Source organism: Actinosynnema sp. NPDC023658 (genome assembly GCF_040639995.1).
Classification (GTDB): domain Bacteria; phylum Actinomycetota; class Actinomycetes; order Mycobacteriales; family Pseudonocardiaceae; genus Actinosynnema.
Map to the genome: position 1 here is coordinate 2,331 of NZ_JBFAAX010000101.1, position 14,464 is coordinate 16,794.

19 protein-coding genes, 1 tRNA gene and 1 pseudogene are annotated in these 14,464 nt (G+C 72.5%); 12 read left to right on the forward strand and 9 right to left on the reverse strand.

Annotation, left to right across the window (positions count from 1 at the left end; genetic code table 11):
- Positions 1-231, forward strand: a pseudogene (locus AB0G02_RS14430) (hypothetical protein); the annotation flags it as partial.
- Here AB0G02_RS14430 and AB0G02_RS14435 read toward each other — a convergent pair.
- The gene (locus AB0G02_RS14435) at positions 209-808 is read right to left on the reverse strand and encodes an LPXTG cell wall anchor domain-containing protein (RefSeq protein ID WP_360793760.1); all 600 of its coding nucleotides are present in this window, start codon (positions 806-808) and stop codon (positions 209-211) included. The pseudogene AB0G02_RS14430 and the gene AB0G02_RS14435 sit on opposite strands and share 23 nt — an antisense overlap.
- 85 nt (positions 809-893) lie before the next feature.
- Between AB0G02_RS14435 and AB0G02_RS14440 the strand changes: the two genes are divergently transcribed.
- The 3 genes from AB0G02_RS14440 to AB0G02_RS14450 all read left to right on the forward strand — a co-directional run bounded on the left by AB0G02_RS14440 (position 894) and on the right by AB0G02_RS14450 (position 2,386).
- On the forward strand, positions 894-1,349 hold the full coding sequence (locus AB0G02_RS14440; protein WP_360793762.1) for a cupin domain-containing protein: 456 nt from the start codon (positions 894-896) through the stop codon (positions 1,347-1,349).
- A gap of 67 nt (positions 1,350-1,416) precedes the next feature.
- Positions 1,417-1,677, forward strand: coding sequence for a hypothetical protein (locus tag AB0G02_RS14445; RefSeq protein WP_360793764.1), 261 nt, complete (start codon positions 1,417-1,419; stop codon positions 1,675-1,677).
- Positions 1,678-1,771: 94 nt separating this feature from the next.
- Positions 1,772-2,386 (forward strand): TetR/AcrR family transcriptional regulator, encoded by a 615-nt coding sequence (locus AB0G02_RS14450; RefSeq protein ID WP_360793766.1) that lies wholly within the window; start codon positions 1,772-1,774, stop codon positions 2,384-2,386.
- A gap of 7 nt (positions 2,387-2,393) precedes the next feature.
- On the opposite strand, the gene AB0G02_RS14455 is transcribed toward AB0G02_RS14450, so the two are convergent.
- Positions 2,394-2,615: a DUF3618 domain-containing protein gene (locus AB0G02_RS14455; RefSeq protein ID WP_360793768.1), complete on the reverse strand. Its 222-nt coding sequence runs from the start codon at positions 2,613-2,615 to the stop codon at positions 2,394-2,396.
- Between the two features lie 213 nt (positions 2,616-2,828).
- Between AB0G02_RS14455 and AB0G02_RS14460 the strand changes: the two genes are divergently transcribed.
- Positions 2,829-2,902 (forward strand) — tRNA-Leu (locus tag AB0G02_RS14460).
- 75 nt (positions 2,903-2,977) lie between these two features.
- Here AB0G02_RS14460 and AB0G02_RS14465 read toward each other — a convergent pair.
- Entirely contained in the window at positions 2,978-3,928 is a 951-nt protein-coding gene (locus AB0G02_RS14465) for a GTP-binding protein (protein WP_360793770.1), read from the reverse strand.
- 168 nt (positions 3,929-4,096) lie between these two features.
- Positions 4,097-4,648 (reverse strand): TetR/AcrR family transcriptional regulator, encoded by a 552-nt coding sequence (locus AB0G02_RS14470; RefSeq protein WP_360793772.1) that lies wholly within the window; start codon positions 4,646-4,648, stop codon positions 4,097-4,099.
- A 23-nt stretch (positions 4,649-4,671) separates the two neighbouring features.
- Between AB0G02_RS14470 and AB0G02_RS14475 the strand changes: the two genes are divergently transcribed.
- Both AB0G02_RS14475 and AB0G02_RS14480 read left to right on the forward strand, forming a co-directional pair.
- Positions 4,672-5,100, forward strand: a complete 429-nt coding sequence (locus tag AB0G02_RS14475; protein WP_360793774.1) for an SRPBCC family protein — start codon at positions 4,672-4,674, stop codon at positions 5,098-5,100.
- A 101-nt stretch (positions 5,101-5,201) separates the two neighbouring features.
- Positions 5,202-5,822 (forward strand): DedA family protein, encoded by a 621-nt coding sequence (locus tag AB0G02_RS14480; protein WP_360793776.1) that lies wholly within the window; start codon positions 5,202-5,204, stop codon positions 5,820-5,822.
- A 3-nt stretch (positions 5,823-5,825) separates the two neighbouring features.
- Here the strand turns inward: AB0G02_RS14480 and AB0G02_RS14485 are convergent, their stop codons facing one another.
- Complete coding sequence (locus tag AB0G02_RS14485) at positions 5,826-6,464, reverse strand: response regulator transcription factor (RefSeq protein WP_360793778.1); 639 nt, start codon at positions 6,462-6,464, stop codon at positions 5,826-5,828.
- Positions 6,455-7,534: a histidine kinase gene (locus AB0G02_RS14490; protein WP_360793780.1), complete on the reverse strand. Its 1,080-nt coding sequence runs from the start codon at positions 7,532-7,534 to the stop codon at positions 6,455-6,457. The genes AB0G02_RS14485 and AB0G02_RS14490 overlap by 10 nt, the downstream gene beginning before the upstream one ends.
- A gap of 61 nt (positions 7,535-7,595) precedes the next feature.
- Here AB0G02_RS14490 and AB0G02_RS14495 point away from each other — a divergent pair, with 61 nt between their 5' ends.
- Complete coding sequence (locus tag AB0G02_RS14495; RefSeq protein ID WP_360793782.1) at positions 7,596-8,927, forward strand: styrene monooxygenase/indole monooxygenase family protein; 1,332 nt, start codon at positions 7,596-7,598, stop codon at positions 8,925-8,927.
- Here the strand turns inward: AB0G02_RS14495 and AB0G02_RS14500 are convergent.
- Positions 8,893-9,933: an FAD-dependent oxidoreductase gene (locus AB0G02_RS14500; RefSeq protein ID WP_360793784.1), complete on the reverse strand. Its 1,041-nt coding sequence runs from the start codon at positions 9,931-9,933 to the stop codon at positions 8,893-8,895. The two genes, AB0G02_RS14495 and AB0G02_RS14500, sit on opposite strands and share 35 nt — an antisense overlap.
- Before the next feature lie 99 nt (positions 9,934-10,032).
- Here AB0G02_RS14500 and AB0G02_RS14505 point away from each other — a divergent pair, with 99 nt between their 5' ends.
- From AB0G02_RS14505 to bcp, 3 genes are all read left to right on the forward strand, one after another.
- Positions 10,033-11,076 (forward strand): LLM class flavin-dependent oxidoreductase, encoded by a 1,044-nt coding sequence (locus AB0G02_RS14505; RefSeq protein ID WP_360793786.1) that lies wholly within the window; start codon positions 10,033-10,035, stop codon positions 11,074-11,076.
- Between the two features lie 287 nt (positions 11,077-11,363).
- Positions 11,364-11,894 (forward strand): hypothetical protein, encoded by a 531-nt coding sequence (locus AB0G02_RS14510; RefSeq protein WP_360793788.1) that lies wholly within the window; start codon positions 11,364-11,366, stop codon positions 11,892-11,894.
- Positions 11,895-11,913: 19 nt separating this feature from the next.
- Entirely contained in the window at positions 11,914-12,387 is a 474-nt protein-coding gene (bcp, locus tag AB0G02_RS14515) for a thioredoxin-dependent thiol peroxidase (protein ID WP_360793790.1), read from the forward strand.
- A gap of 81 nt (positions 12,388-12,468) precedes the next feature.
- Here the strand turns inward: bcp and rdgB are convergent, their stop codons facing one another.
- Together rdgB and rph are read right to left on the reverse strand one after the other, a co-directional pair.
- Positions 12,469-13,077 carry an RdgB/HAM1 family non-canonical purine NTP pyrophosphatase gene (gene rdgB / locus AB0G02_RS14520; RefSeq protein ID WP_360793792.1) on the reverse strand — a complete coding sequence of 203 codons (609 nt, stop codon included), beginning with the start codon at positions 13,075-13,077 and terminating at the stop codon, positions 12,469-12,471.
- Positions 13,074-13,838 carry a ribonuclease PH gene (gene rph, locus AB0G02_RS14525; RefSeq protein WP_360793794.1) on the reverse strand — a complete coding sequence of 255 codons (765 nt, stop codon included), beginning with the start codon at positions 13,836-13,838 and terminating at the stop codon, positions 13,074-13,076. Before rph ends, rdgB begins: the two co-directional genes overlap by 4 nt.
- A 54-nt stretch (positions 13,839-13,892) precedes the next feature.
- On the opposite strand from rph, the gene AB0G02_RS14530 reads away from it, so the two are divergent.
- Positions 13,893-14,411, forward strand: a complete 519-nt coding sequence (locus AB0G02_RS14530) for a DUF2231 domain-containing protein (RefSeq protein ID WP_360793796.1) — start codon at positions 13,893-13,895, stop codon at positions 14,409-14,411.
- The last annotated feature ends 53 nt before the right edge of the window (positions 14,412-14,464 follow it).

Genomic DNA, 14,464 nt, shown 5'->3' on the forward strand with positions numbered 1-14,464 from the left:
GTGGCGGCCGTGGGGTTCGGGGTTTTGGTGGTGGGGTCGCCGGCGGGGTTGGCGCTGTGGTGCGCGCGCCGGCCCGTGGGGGGGCCCGCGCTCGCGACCGGCTACGTCATGGACGTCGTGTGGCGGGGCGTGGCGAGCCGGCTGACGACGCCCGCCGAACGCACGCCCGCCGAACGCACGCCCGCCGAACCCGCACCGGGCGAACCGCTCAGGCCCGACGCCGACGGCTGAACAGCACCAGCACCGCGCCACCGATCAGCACGGCCAGGCCTCCGATGACCGTCCACAGCGGCGCGGCGCCCGTGCCGGCCAACGAGCGGTCCGCGGACGACGCCACCCCGCGCACCACCGGCGGCGCGGCACCGGGCGCGGTCGTCCGCAGCGGCACGGCGGCGGTGGTCGTCGTGGTCGTGGCGGCGGCCGCCGTGCTCGACGTCGACGTGGCCGAGGTGGCCGAGGTGCCGGAGACGTCCGTCCTCGTGGTCGTCGTCGCGGTGGCGGACGTGCCCGCCACGTCGGTCGTCGTCGTGGTCGCCCCCGTCGACGTGCCGGTGGACGTCCCGCCGGTGGACGGCGTGGTCGACGGGCAGGTGGTCGTGGTCGTCGGCGCGTTGCTGGTCGTCCCGTCCTCGCACGGCACGTCGCCCCGCTCGTCGCACACGTCGCCCCGGCCGGTGCCGCCCCACCCGCCGGGCACGTCCGGACCCCGCCACGGCGGATCGGCCGACGCCACCCCCGACGCCACCCCCGGCACCACCAACAAGCCCAGCACGAGGCACACCGCGACGCTCAACCGACGACGACTCATCAGGCTCTCCAACCAAGGGGGCGTTACTCCGAACAGCCTATCGATCACGCGCACCTGGCCGTTACCGCGCATGTACCGTGCGTGCATGACTCTCGGGGTACGCCGTTCGAGTGACGTCACGGAGCTGCCCGCGGTCGGCGGGTCCTACCGGATCCGGCTCGCCGGCGGTGACACGGGCGGCCGTCTCGCGGTGGTGGAGATGACCTTGGAACCGGGTGCGCTGGGCGCCTCGCCACACGTGCACAACAGCCACGAAGAGGATTTCGTCGTCCTCGACGGCGCCATCGCGTTCGCCACCGGGACCGGCGACGAGGTGATCGACGCGGGCGGTTCGCTGGCCGTGCCGCGGGGTACTCCGCACGGGTTCCGCAACGACTCCGCCGTGACCGCCAGGTGCCTCATGATTTTCACTCCGGCGGGTTACGAGGAGTACTTCCGCGAGGTGGCGCGGATGGTCGCCGCCGGGCACGAGCCGACGCCGGCCGAGCTGGACGCGCTGCGGGCCGAGCACGACACGACCCGCTGGCCGCTCACCCGATAGAAGGAAAGAACGGCGGTGGACGCCCGAACGCCGGTCAGATGGGAGTACGACCGACGGAAGGCCCCGCATGTCCACACTCACCATCACCGCGAACTACCGACGTCACGGCGACGACTGGGCGGTGATCGTGCGCGCCGGGGGCGAGGAGCTCGACGCGACCGCCCCCGGACTGATCGCCGCCCGGCTCGCGGCCGACCAACTGGTCGACGAGATCGCGGCCGGCAGCTCCCGCCGCGCCGTCGTGCACCTGCTCGACGGTGACGCGCTCGCGTTCTCGGTGGCGTACCTGCACACCCGCGCGGGTCTCGCACCACCGGTGACGGGGTGACCCCGAAGCGAGCCCCGCACACGGGCAGGTGATCGAAACCGGAATCGGGTCGCTCCGGCCTAGGATGTCCCGCCAAAGGCGACAGGAGCGCGAAATGGCCACACCGGTGTACAGCGGGGCGACACGGACCCCGCAGCGAGGCAGACCGAGAGACGCCAGCCGGGACGACGCGTTGCGGCGGGCCGCGCTGGAGGTGATGGCCGAAGTCGGGTACCGCGCGTTGACGATGGACGCCGTCGCGGCGCGCGCCCGTGCCGGCAAGGCGACCATCTACCGGCGGTGGGAGTCCAAGCTCGACCTGGTGATCGACACGTGCACGCAGCTGGCGCAGCAGAACCTGGCCGAGCCGGACACCGGTTCGCTCGCCGGCGACCTGAGGGAGTTCCTGAGCGCGTTCGCCGCGTTCCTGTCCGGCCCGATCGGCAAGGCGGCCCAGGCGCTCGTCGGCGAGCTGCCGCACGAGCCGGAGCTGGCCGCGGCGTTCCGGGAGACGTTCCTGACCGCCCAGCGCAACGTGCTGCGGCGCACCCTGGAGCGCGCCGACGAGCGCGGCGAGCTGCGCCCGGACGCGCCCCGAGGCATGGCGGTCGAGATCGCGGGCGCCGCCCTGATCTACCGGCTGATGCTCACCGGTGACCCGTTGGACGTGCCCTTCGTGGACCGCGTGGTGGAGCAGGTGCTGCTGCCCCTCGTCGCCAAGGGGCAGTAGCCCACCTTCAGCGGAACAGCTTGCGCAGCAAGGCGAACCCGATGAGCACGGCCACCGCGATCAGCGAGTACCGGACCTTGGGTTCGTCGAGCTTCGCGCGCACGCTTTCCTTGCCTGACTCGACGAAGCGCTGGGGACTCGCCCTGGTCCCCAGCTCGTCGAGGGTCACGGCCAGCGCGTCACGAGCCTGCTCGATCTCGCGCTGGATGGTGTCGGGGTCGCGGGCCACATCTCCTCCTAGCTGCTGCTGGTCCCAACCGTAGTTGAGACGCGGGACCGACGTTGACCTGACCGGTGGACCAGAGCTTGTATAACACTGTTTCGAATCAAGTGGAGGAGCGGCGTGACGGCCATCCGGTCGTCGTCCCGCCGTCCCGCCGGCCGGCGCGGAGGTGTCCCTCGGGACCGGGCCGTCGGGGCCTGCCGATAAGCTCACCGTGACGGGCTCGTAGCCCAATTGGCAGAGGCACACGGTTTAGGTCCGTGCCAGTGAGAGTTCGAGTCTCTCCGAGCCCACGTCACCGGCAGCCCTCGGCGTCGTCGCCGAGGGTGCCGCGGGCGTTCGTGCCGCGCAGGTCCGTGCCGCGGAGGTCAGGCGGTGTAGCGCAGGACTTCCAGCATCGACTGCGGGTCCACCGCGGACGGGTCCGGCGCCTCGCAGGCGGCCAGCCCGGCCCGGACGGCGGCGATGTCCAGACCCGTGCCGATCAGCACCAGCTCGGTCCGCCGCGGACCCGGCCACGCCGAGCGCTCGAACCGCAGGAACGCGCCCACGGTGTGCAGGCCGAACCGCTGCCGGTGGCCGGGCACGTCGAACCGCACGAAGCCCTTGATGCGGTACAGGCCCTTGGGGCGCGCGTCGAGGAACGCCATCAGCCGCACCGGGTCCATGGCGCCGCCGGTGAACTCGGCGCTGTCGTAGTGCACGTGGTCGTGCTCTTCGTCCAGCAGGTCCTCGAAGGACAGTTGGCCGAACCGCTCGCGCGGGCGCGGGTCGAACAGCAGGGCCGGGTCGACGCGGCCGAACGTCGACCGGACCACCGGCACGCCGGGCTCGAGCCGGTCGATCTCCGCCTCCAGCGCCGCCGCGTCACCGACGCGGTCGACCTTGTTGAGCACCACCAGGTCCGCCACGCGCAGGTGCCTGGCCAGGTCGTCCGGGAACTCCGCCGCGTCGACCAGCAGCACCAGGCCGCCGTAGGTCAGGCGCGGGTCCTCGCTCGCGAGCACCATCCGGGCCATGGCCTGCGGTTCGGCCAGGCCGCTGGCCTCGATGACGATCACGTCGACGAGCGGGGCGAGCTTGGCGAGCATCGCGTCGAGCTCGCTCACGTCGACCGCGCAGCACAGGCACCCGTTGCTCAGCGAGACGGTGGAGTCGACCTGCCCGGCCACGCTCATCGCGTCGATGCCGATGGCGCCGAAGTCGTTGACCACCACGCCGATCCGGGTGCCGCGGCTGCCGCCGAGCAGGTGGTTGAGCAGCGTGGTCTTGCCGGAGCCCAGGAAACCCGCCACCACGATCACCGGGATCCGCTTCACGTCGTCCGATCCTACGGCCCCCGCGAGAGTCCTACGTTCGCGCGCCGAGAGTCCTACGCCCACAACACGTGAGTTCAACGCTCACGCTCGGCCCGGAACGCCTGAGCGTTGAACTCAGGTGCTCTGGACGTAGGACTCTCGCGCGCTGGAGGTAGGACTCTCGGGGGATCAGGGGGTCATCAGGGTGATGAAGTGGTCCATGGCGGCGGTGACGGCGTGTTCGTCGTCAGTGGCGACCAGGTCCAGCAGCAGGCCCCTGGCGACGGCCAGGCCCAGGCGGGCGCGGGTTTCGGCCACGTCCGGCGGGTGGCCCTGGGCGCGCTGCAGGGCGGCGACCGGGGCCAGCCAGTCGGTGACGATGCCGTCGAGGAGGTGGGTCGTGCCCGGACGACCCTGGACCGCCTGCCCGTAGAGCTCGAAGAACAGGCGCACGTTCGCGCGCAGCGACGGATCGGTGAGCACCCGCCAGAACGCGCGCGCGGCCTCGGCGGGGTCGTCGGCGGGCAGGGACGCGAGCACGGCCCGCTGCCGCGCCTCCACCGCCCGCACCACCTCGACCAGCAGGCCCTCCATCGAGCCGAAGTGGTAGATGAGCATCCGGTGGCTGGTCCCCACCGCCTCGGCCAGCCGCCGGAGGCTCAGGTCGCCCAACCCGTGCGACGCCAGGTGCTCCAGCACGGCCGCGAGCAGGCGTTCCCGCGCCGCCCCTTGTTCCGTCATGTACCAGATGGTACATGTACCGCATGGTACAGAGAGTGGACGTGCGGGTGCGCAGCTCCGCCCCGCCGGAGCGGGTCTTCCGGCTGCTCGCGGACGGCTCGACGTGGCCCGAGTGGTCGCCGGCGGTCGGGTACGAGCGCGAACGCGCGGGTGACGCGAGTGGCGTCGGCGAAATCCGGGTATTCCGGAACAAAGGCCGCAAGGCGCTCACGAGGGAGGAGGTCGTCGAACTGACGCCGAACCGGCGGGTGGGCTACGTCCTGCTGTCGGGTCTCGCCATTCGCGACTACCAGGCTTTCATCGACCTCGCGCCGGACGGCGACGGGACGGCGATCCACTGGCACTCGTCGTTCGAGCCCAAGGCACGCGGGACCGGGTGGCTCTACCGGCTGGTGCTCCAGGCCGTGATCTCGCGGTACGCGCACGGCCTGGCCGCGCACGCCGCGCGCTGACCGCGTGGCGGTCACCCGCCCCCTCCGCACTGGGGTTTTCCACACCCGGTTGTGAGGTCGGCTTCATGGTGGCGGGCTCGGCGCGTTCGTAACTTGAGGACATGGACGTCGTCTCGTGGGTAACCGACCTGATGGAAACGCTCGGCGCACCCGGCGCCGGGATCGCGATCGCGCTGGAGAACCTGTTCCCGCCCCTGCCCAGCGAGTTGTTCCTGCCGCTGGCGGGGTTCACCGCCAGCCAGGGCGGGATGAACCTCGTCGCCGCGATCGTGTGGACCACCGCCGGGTCGGTCGCCGGCGCGCTGGTGCTGTACTACCTGGGCGCGCTGCTCGGGCGTGACCGGATCCGGGCCATCGCCCAGCGGATGCCGCTGATGAAGCTGTCCGATGTGGACCGCACCGAGGAGTGGTTCGCGCGGCACGGCAAGGCGACGGTCTTCTTCGGCCGGATGGTGCCGATCTTCCGCAGTCTCATCTCGATCCCGGCGGGCGTGGAGCGGATGCCGCTGCCGTCGTTCCTGCTGCTGACGGCGGCGGGCAGCCTGATCTGGAACACCGCGCTGATCATGGCCGGGTACGTGCTGGGCGAGAACTACCACCTGGTCGAGCAGTACATGGGGATCGTGACGAAGGTCGTGGTCGGACTGGTGGTCGTGGCCGTGGCGTGGTTCGTGATCTCCCGGCTCACGCAGCGCGGGAAGGCCGACCGCTCCACCAGGTAGCGGTCACGCCCGCAGGTAGCGCAGGATCGCCAGCACCCGCCTGCTGTAGCCGTCCACGTCGGACAGGCCGAGCTTGTCGAAGATCGAGTTGATGTGCTTCTCCACCGCGCTGCGCGACACGTGCAGCCGGGACGCGACGGCGTTGTTCGTGTGCCCCTCGGCCATGAGCGCCAGCACCTGGCGCTCCCGCTCGGTGAGCACGTCCAACGGGTGACCGGAGCGGGCCAGCAGCCGCCGCACCACCTCCGGGTCGAACGCCACGTCACCCGCGGCGACGCGGCGCAGCGCGTCGAGGAACTCCTCCACCTGGACCACCCGGTCCTTGAGCAGGTAGCCGACGCCCTCGCCGGGCCCGGTGAGCAGGTCGACGGCGTAGCGCTGCTCGACGTACTGCGACAGCACCAGCACGCCGACACCGGGGAACCGCCGGCGGATCTCCAACGCGGCCTTCAGGCCCTCGTCGGAGTTCGTCGGCGGCATCCGCACGTCGGTCACCACGACGTCCGGCCGGTACGCCGCCACGGCGCTGAGCAGCGCTTCCGCGTCACCCACGGCGGCGGGCACCTCGTGGCCCTCCTCGACCAGCAGCCGCACGAGGCCCTCGCGCAGCAACGTCGAGTCCTCGGCCAGGATCACCCGCACGGCAGCTCCGCGGTGATCACCGTCGGACCGCCGACCGGGCTGGTCACGCCGAACGCGCCGTCCAGGGCGAGCACCCGCCGGGACAACCCCGCCAGCCCGCCGCCCGCCGGGTCCGCTCCCCCGACGCCGTCGTCCGCGACGCGCACCCGCACGGCGCCCGCCTCCTCCGCGATGTCCACGTCGATCATGGTCGCACCCGAGTGCTTGGCCGCGTTCGTCACCGCCTCGCAGACGACGAAGTACACCGCCGTCTCCACCTGCGGCGCCACGGACGGCGGCGCGCACCGGATGCGCACCGGGATGGCGGAGCGGTCGGCCACCGCCTCCAGCGCGTCGACCAGGCCGAGCGAGTCCAGCGCCGCCGGGTAGACCCGCCAGGCGACCTCGCGCAGGTCCTCCAGCACGTGCCGGGACTCCTCGTGCGCCTGGGCCAGCAGCTCCTCGGCGTGGCCGGGGTTGCGGCGGGCGCGGCCCAGCAGCATCCCCAGCGCCACCAGCCGCTGCTGGACGCCGTCGTGCAGGTCGCGTTCGATCCGCCGGCGCTCGGCGTCCACCGCGGCCACGATGCCCGCCCGGCTGGCGGCCAGCTCGTCGATGCGCAGGCGCAGCAGCTCGGCCTCGCTCGGGCCGAGCCAGCGGCGGGCGACCTTCCCCTCCAGCGCGACGACGCCCACGATGCCCTGGACCTCGATGTAGAGCAGCACCAGGCCGACCGACCCGGCCAGGACGAAGTCCGCCCACCCGTCGGACCGGTCGAGGCCGTGGTCCGGGCCGCCCGCGACCAGCCGGTACGCGACGATCCCGGCCAGGGCGAGCCCGTAGAACAGCCAGGCCAGCACGACCCCGCCGAACAGGCCCACCGGCGCGCGCACGGCCAGGTAGCGCAGGGCCTGCTCCCGCGTCGGCTCGGCGCTGTCGATCCCCAGGAACGACCGCAGCCGCCGCCGTTCCAGCCCCGCGACGGCGACGGCCGACTTCCGCGCGAACACGACCACGAGCAGGTCCAGCAGCGCCGTCAGGAAGCCGAGCAGCAGTCCGATGACGACGTGCAACCCCCTGTACACCTCCATGAGGCTAATCGACCCGATCGTGCTATTGGTGATCGCACATCCGCTGCCGACTATCAGTAACGTGGGCACAATCGCGGTCGTCGGTGCAGGTCAAGCCGGTCTCGTATTGTCCGCCGCGCTGTTGCGCGCCGGATGGCGGGTCACCCTCTGCACCGACCGGGCACCGGAGGACCACCTGGGCGACCGGGGTCGTCCCACGGCCTGCCTGTTCGGTGACAACGTCGAGTACGAGGCCGAGCTGGGCCTGGACTTCTGGCCCGAGGCGTCCCGGATGCGGCGCATCCACCTGGACCTGTTCACCGACGACCAGGCGCTGGCGTTCTCGGTCGACGCGCCGTTGCGCAAGCCCGCGCTGGCCGTCGACCAGCGGTTGAAGTTCTCCGCCGGGTTGGAGGAGCTGGAGGCGCGCGGTGCGTCGGTGGTGATCGACTCGGTCGACGTCGAGGGGCTCGACCGGCTGGCCGCTTCGCACGACCTGGTGGTCGTCACGGCCGGGCACAGGTCGCTGAGCGGCCTGTTCGAGCGCGATCCGGTGCGGTCGGTGCACTCCGAGCCGCAGCGCAACCTGTTCATGATCAACATCCACGGGTACGACGTGGACGCCCGGCCCGAGCACCGGGAGGGCGTGTTCTCGTTCCTGCCCGGCACGGTCGAGGTGTTCTGGGTGCCGTTCTTCGACAAGGACGTGGGCGAGTCGCGGTCCGTCGTGGTGGAGGCCGCGCCGGGCGGCCGGGCGGACCGGTTCGGCGGCGTCACGTCGGGCGACGAGGGCCTGGAGGTGCTCAAGTCCGTGGTGGACGACCTGCTGCCGCACGAGTCGGCGTTCCTGCGGACCGCCCGGCCGGCCAGCCAGGTGACCTGGATCAAGGGCGGGATCGTGCCCGTGGTGCGCAAGCCGGTGGCCGTGCTGCCGTCCGGGCGGCACGTGCTCGGCCTCGGTGACGCGGTCGTGCTCAACGACCCGCTGGCGGGCCAGGGCGCGAACAACGCCACCCGGATGGCCCGGTTCTTCGCGGAGGAGCTGACCGCGCACGACGGCCCGTTCACCGCGTCGTGGCTGACCGGGCGGTTCGACGAGTGGTGGGAGCACGGCCGCTACACCAGCGACTTCTCCAACGGCCTGCTCGCGCCGCTGACCGACGCCCAGCAGCAGGTCATGCTCGCCGCGTCACGCCGGGAGGACATCGGGGAGCAGCTGTGGGAGGGGTTCAACGACCCGTCGTCGCTGTTCCCGTGGTTCTTCGACGCGGCGGCGACCAGGGAGTTCCTGGCGCGGCGCAACGTCGGCCGGCTGGACGTGCTGCGGTACAAGCTGGGCGTGGGCGCGAACCTGCTCGGCCAGAAGGCGGCCAAGCTGCTCAGGCGGCCCGTCGGCGGGACAGCGACGCCCTGATCTCCTTCGCCGCCGCCCGACCGGCCCTCGTCGCGCCGACCGTGCTGGCGGACGGGCCGTAGCCGACGAGGTGCACCCGCGGGTCCGCGACGACCCTGGTGCCGTCGAGCCGGATGCCGCCGCCGGGGCCGCGCAGGCGCAACGGGGCGAGGTGGTCGAGGGCGGCCCGGAACCCCGTCGCCCAGACGATCGCGTCCGCTGCGTGGCGCGTCCCGTCGGGCCACACCACGCCGTCTTCGGTGATCCGCTCGAACATCGGCCTGCGGTCCAGGACGCCGGCGCTCAGGGCCTCGCGGACGGCCGGGGTGAGGCTCAGGCCGGTCACGCTGACCACGCTGCGCGGCGGCAGGCCCCGGCGGACCCGGTCCTCCACCTTGGCCACCACCGCACGTCCCAGCTCGGGCGTGAAGGGCTGGTCGGAGAACTCCGGCTCACGGCGGGTCACCCAGGTGGTCGAAGCGGCGTGCCCGGCGATCTCCAGCAGCTGCTGGACCGCGGACGTGCCGCCGCCGACGACGACCACGCGCTGCCCGGCGAACTCGTGCGGCCCCCGGTACTGCGAGGAGTGCAGCTGCCTGCCGGCGAACCGCTCCTGGCCGGGGTAGCGCGGCCAGAACGGCCGGCTCCACGTGCCGGTCGCGTTGACCAGCGCGTCCGCCTCCCAGACGCCGTGGTCGGTCTCGACCCGCAGCAGGCCGCCGCGGTCGCGCACGGCGTGCACGCGCACCGGCCGCCGCACCTCGATGCCGTTGCGGCGCTCGAAGTCCGCGAAGTACGCGGGCAGCACCTCGTTGGCGGGCGCGGTCGGGTCCGGCTCCGCGAACGGCATGCCGGGCAGGTCGTGGATGCCGTGGACGGTCGCCATCCGCAGGGTCGGCCAGCGGTGCCGCCACGCGCCGCCCGGCCCGGCGTCGGCGTCCAGCACGACGTGGTCGAGGTTCGCGCGCTTGAGGAAGTAGGCCGCCGACAACCCGGCCTGACCTGCACCGATGACCACCACGTCCATACCTCGGCCAACGCGGGCGAAGGTCGGGCGCTTCCCGGTGTGACGGTCGCGACGGTCACACCCGGAAGGCATCGCGGGTGTCCGGCGTTGGTCGGAGGCATGAGCAGCCTTCGCGACGTGCCGCTGTCCGCGCTCGACCTCGCCCCCGTCACCACGGCGACGGACGCGCGCACGGCCCTCAAGCACACGCGCGAGCTGGCCCAGCACGTCGAACGGCTCGGCTTCACCCGGTTCTGGCTGGCCGAGCACCACAACATGCCCGGCATCGCCAGCTCCTCCCCCGCGATCCTCATCGGCCACGTGGCCGACGCCACCACGACGCTGCGGGTCGGTTCCGGCGGCGTGATGCTGCCCAACCACCCGCCGCTGGTCGTGGCCGAGCAGTTCGGCACGCTGTCCGCCCTGCACCCCGGCCGCATCGACCTGGGCATCGGCCGCGCGCCCGGCACCGACCAGCGCACCGCGCAGGCGTTGCGCCGCACCACCGGTCCGCTGTCCGTGGACGACTTCCCGCAGCAGCTCAGCGAGCTGACCGGCTACTTCGACGGCACCGAGCAGCTCACCGCGATGCCCGCCGAGGGCAACAAGCCGGACGTGTTCCTGCTCGGGTCGAGCGGGTACAGCGCGCAGGTCGCGGGCGTGCTCGGGCTGCCGTTCGCGTTCGCCCACCACTTCAGCGCGGACAACACGCTGCCCGCGCTGGCCCTGTACCGGCAGCGGTTCCGCCCGTCCGAGCGGCTGGCCGAGCCGTACGCGCTGGTCTGCGCGTCGGTGATCGTGGCGGACACCGACGAGCACGCCCTCCGGATCGCCGGGCCGGGCGCGCTGGCGTTCGTCAAGCTGCGCAGCGGGCGGCCCGGTCCGCTGGCCACCGACCAGGAGGCCGCCGACTACCCGTACACCGACGTCGAACGGCTGATCTTCGAGGACCGGCTGGCGTCGCAGGTCATCGGCTCGCCCAAGACCGTCGAGGCGCAGCTGGAGCGGCTGCTGGAGGACACGGGGGCCGACGAGCTGATGGTGACGACGATGGTCGCCGAGCAGTCGGACCGGCTCCGGTCCTACGAGCTGCTGGCCGAGCTGGCCGGGCGTTCAACCCCGCTGGACTCGTCCGAACGGGTGAAGACTGAAGTAGAGGTGTAGCGGTTCCGCCACGGGCCGCGATGATCGTAGTGGAGCGCGCACGCCCCCCGACGCGCTCCCCAACTTCCGGGCGGAACGCTCGCCCGAGGCTCGGCCGCCGCCGACCCGCGTGGGTGCCGCCAGGTGTGGTGCCGCCCACGCGGGCAGCCGTGCGTCATCACGGTCCGGCCACAGGCAGGCACCAGGTGCGAATCAAGGCCCTGGTTCGGCCACCGAGCACCCTCCCGCACCGTCATGGTGGTGGCAGTCGCACTCAAGCCCACCGCCGGGGCGGGAAGGGGAGGTTCGTGAAGTTCGCCAGACTGGCCGTCGGCGCATGCCTCGGCCTGGCAGTGGCGGGATGTGCGGACCAGCCCGACGTTCCCACGCCTCCCAAGCCGTCCGCGGTGGCCGAACAACGCGGTGACGCGCCCTCGGCGTCCGCGTCGGCCGCGTTCGGCGCGCAGCGGGTGTGGGGCAACGGCATGGCGCTCACCGTGTCGGTGCCCACGTCCCTCAAGCCGAGCGACACGTCGTTCCCGCAGTCACCGCGCACCGCCGTGTTCACGTTGACGCTGGTCAACGGCACCAAGACGGCCTACCACACGAGCCAGCTGTCCGTGCGCGCGACCGTCGACGGGATGCCGGTGGCCGAGGTCCGCGACTCGGTGCAGGGCCTCAACGGCATCGGCGCCGCGGTCCGGGAGGTGGCGCCCGGCGCGGAGACCGTGCTGACGATGGCGTTCGCCGTGCCCGCCGACCCGGTGCGGCTGCGGCTGCTGATCGAGCCGAACGGCGCCAACCAGGAGCCGAGCGCGACGTTCGAGGGCGTCGCCTGACCTTGTAGCGTCTCCGGTCATGACCGAGCAGAAGCGCCTGCAACCGGGCGAGCAGGCCCCGGCGTTCACCCTGCCCGACAGCGAGGGCAAGCCCGTCTCGCTCTCCGACTACCTCGGCCGCTCCGTGGTCGTCTACTTCTACCCGGCCGCGGGCACGCCGGGCTGCACCAAGCAGGCGTGCGACTTCCGCGACAACCTCGGTGACCTCGCGTCGTCGGGCTACGAGGTCCTCGGCGTCTCGCCGGACAAGCCGGAGAAGCTGGCCAAGTTCGCGCAGGCCGAGGGCCTGAACTTCCCGCTGCTGTCCGACGTGGACCGCAAGGTGCTGGCCGAGTGGGGCGCGTTCGGCGAGAAGCAGAACTACGGCAGGACCGTCATGGGCGTGATCCGCTCGACGTTCCTGGTCGGCCCCGAGGGCAAGATCGAGAAGGCGATGTACAACGTCCGCGCCACCGGCCACGTCGCCAAGCTGCTGCGCGAACTGCCCGCCTGACCACCGGTCCGCCCGCCCTCCCCTGCTCGGCCCCGTCGGGGTTCGGGCACGGGAGGGCACCACGGTGGACGCGCGGGTCGGCTACCGCGCCTGAGCCAGCTCGCGCAGGTGCGGGAGCAGGAGTCGGAGGGCGCGGCCCCGGTGCGAGACCTCGTCCTTCTGGTCCGGGGTCAGCTCGGCGGAGGTGACGTCGTGGCCCTCGGGGCGGAAGATCGGGTCGTAGCCGAAGCCGTTCTCGCCGCGCGGCTCGCGGGTGATCGTGCCGCGCCACTCGCCGCGCACGACGGTCTCCACGTCCGGCCCCGCCACGAATGCGGCCGTGCAGACGAACGCGGCACCCCGCCGCTCGTCCGGGACGTCGCGCAGCTGGCCCAGCACCAGGTCCAGGTTGGCCTGGTCGTTGCCGTGCACGCCGGACCACCGGGCCGAGAGCACGCCGGGCATCCCGTTGAGCGCGTCGATCGCGATGCCGGAGTCGTCCGCGACCGACGGCAGGCCGGTGGCGTCGAACGCGTCACGGGCCTTCGCCAGGGCGTTGCCCTCGAACGTCGGGTCGGTCTCCGGCGCCTCCGGGAACTCCGGCACGTCGTCCAGGCCCAGCACCTCGATCCCGTCCAGCCCCTCGGCCAGCAGGATGCGGCGCAGCTCGCCGAGCTTCTTCTTGTTGCGCGACGCGAGGAGCAGCTTCACTTCTTCTTCGCCTTCGGCTCGGGCAGCACGCCGGGGTACGGCAGGGCCAGCGCGTCGGCCTGGACCTGGTTGAGCTGCGCGCAGCCCTCCAGCGCCAGGTCGAGCATCTTGTCCAACGTCGACCGCGCGAACGTCGCGCCCTCGCCGGTGCCCTGCACCTCGATCAGCGTGCCCGCGTCCGTGGCGACGACGTTCATGTCGACCTCGGCGCGCGAGTCCTCCTCGTACGGCAGGTCCAGGCGCACGCGACCGTCCACGACACCGACCGACACCGCCGACACGGCGCACGAGAGCGGCTGCGGGTCGGCCAGGCGGCCCGCCGCGCCGAGCCACGTCACGGCGTCGGCCAGGGCCACGTACGCGCCGGTGATGGCGGCGGTCCGGGTGCCGCCGTCCGCCTGGATCACGTCGCAGTCGATCACGATCGTGTTCTCGCCCAGCGCGGCCAGGTCGATGCACGCGCGCAGGGATCGTCCGATCAGGCGGCTGATCTCGTGCGTGCGTCCCCCGATCCGGCCCTTCACCGACTCGCGGTCGCTGCGGGTGTGCGTGGCCGACGGCAGCATCGCGTACTCGGCGGTCACCCAGCCGAGTCCCGAGCCGGACCGCCACCGCGGCACGCCCTCGGTCACGCTGGCCGCGCACAACACCCGCGTGTTGCCGAACTCGATCAGCACCGACCCCGCGGGCCACTGCTGGAAGCCGCGGGTGATCCGGATGTCGCGCAGTACGTCGTCGTTCCTGCCATCGGTCCTCAGCACGGCACTACCCTATGTCGCTGAACCCGGGGACGACCCACCGGCGTAGGGAGAGGCATGGCACTCGCAGACGACCTGGTGACGATCTTCGGTCTCCCCGCGCACCCGCTGCTGGTCCACGCGGTGGTGGTGCTGCTCCCGCTGGCGGCCGCGGGTGCCGCGGCGATGGCCGTCGTGCCGCGCTGGCGGCAGCGGTACACGTGGCCCCTGCTGGGCGTGACGGTGCTGGGCGTCGGCTCCGTGCCGCTGGCCCAGTGGGCGGGCGACCAGCTCTACGCGCGGCTCGCCTCGCTGAACAACCCGTTGATCAGGCACCACGCGGACCTGGGCAACGACCTGCTGCCGTTCGCGCTGGGCTTCGGCGTGGTGGTCGTGGCGCTGCTGGTCGCCGGCCGCCTGGCGGACCGGGAACGCGCCGCCGCCGCCGACGACCCGGCCGTGCCGAAGACGTGGCGGCGGATCGCCGTGGTGGTCGCGGTCCTGGTCATCGCCGCGGGCGTCGCCACGACCGTCCAAACCGTCCGCATCGGTCACAGCGGCTCCACCGCCGTCTGGGACGGCGTCGCCACCACCTGACCCCTGCGCGTGTCCTACGTCCAGAACGCGCGTGTCCTACGTTCGCGTACCCC